Genomic DNA, 675 nt, shown 5'->3' with positions numbered 1-675 from the left:
GCCACGATCGCGACCTTCTGCCGGTTTCCCTTGGAGTAGGTGCGGCCCTTCTTGGTCGGGTCGAGGTCGAACCGCTCGCACAGCGCGTCGCGCCGGGCGCGGTCGAACCCGCCCCGTAACCGGGCGAACAGGTCGATCGCCTCGCCGCCGGTCAGGTTGGGCCACAGGTTCACGTCGCCGGCCACATAGGACAGCCGGCGGTGCAGGGCGACGGAGTCGCGCCACGGATCGCCGCCGAGCACGGTCGCGGTGCCCGTGTCCGGCCGCAGCAGACCGAGCAGCACCCGGATCGTGGTCGACTTCCCGGAGCCGTTCGGGCCGAGGAAACCGTGCACCTCCCCCGTGTGCACGGTCAGGTCGAGCCGGTCGAGGGCCTTGGTCGAACCGAACGACTTGTCCAGCCCGGAAACGGAGACAGCGGTGTCTGGCATGAGATGTCCTCACTCGCACAGGGGTGAACGACCGCTCCCGGACAGACCGGGAAAACGGGGAACGTAGGCCAACCACCCGGAAACACCACGGGCGGCCGGAGAACGTCGGGAAAGGGACGATCAGCGAACAGGCGGATCGGAATCCGCCCGGCGCGCGCCCGCGTGCGACGACGACAAGCGGCCACGGACACGCGAGCTGTCGCCCACGGACACGCCACGTTGCGTCAACGTCATACCCACGCAG

General features: G+C 69.3%; 1 protein-coding gene. It reads right to left on the bottom strand.

Annotation, left to right across the window (positions count from 1 at the left end; genetic code table 11):
• On the bottom strand, positions 1–431 hold a 431-nt coding region (locus BLA60_RS41865), incomplete at its 3' end, for an ATP-binding cassette domain-containing protein (RefSeq protein ID WP_154815005.1).
• Positions 432–675 lie beyond the last annotated feature (244 nt).

Origin of the sequence: Actinophytocola xinjiangensis, assembly GCF_001921215.1 — a bacterium.
Lineage (GTDB): Bacteria > Actinomycetota > Actinomycetes > Mycobacteriales > Pseudonocardiaceae > Actinophytocola > Actinophytocola xinjiangensis.
This window is presented reverse-complemented; position numbering and strand designations above follow the sequence as displayed.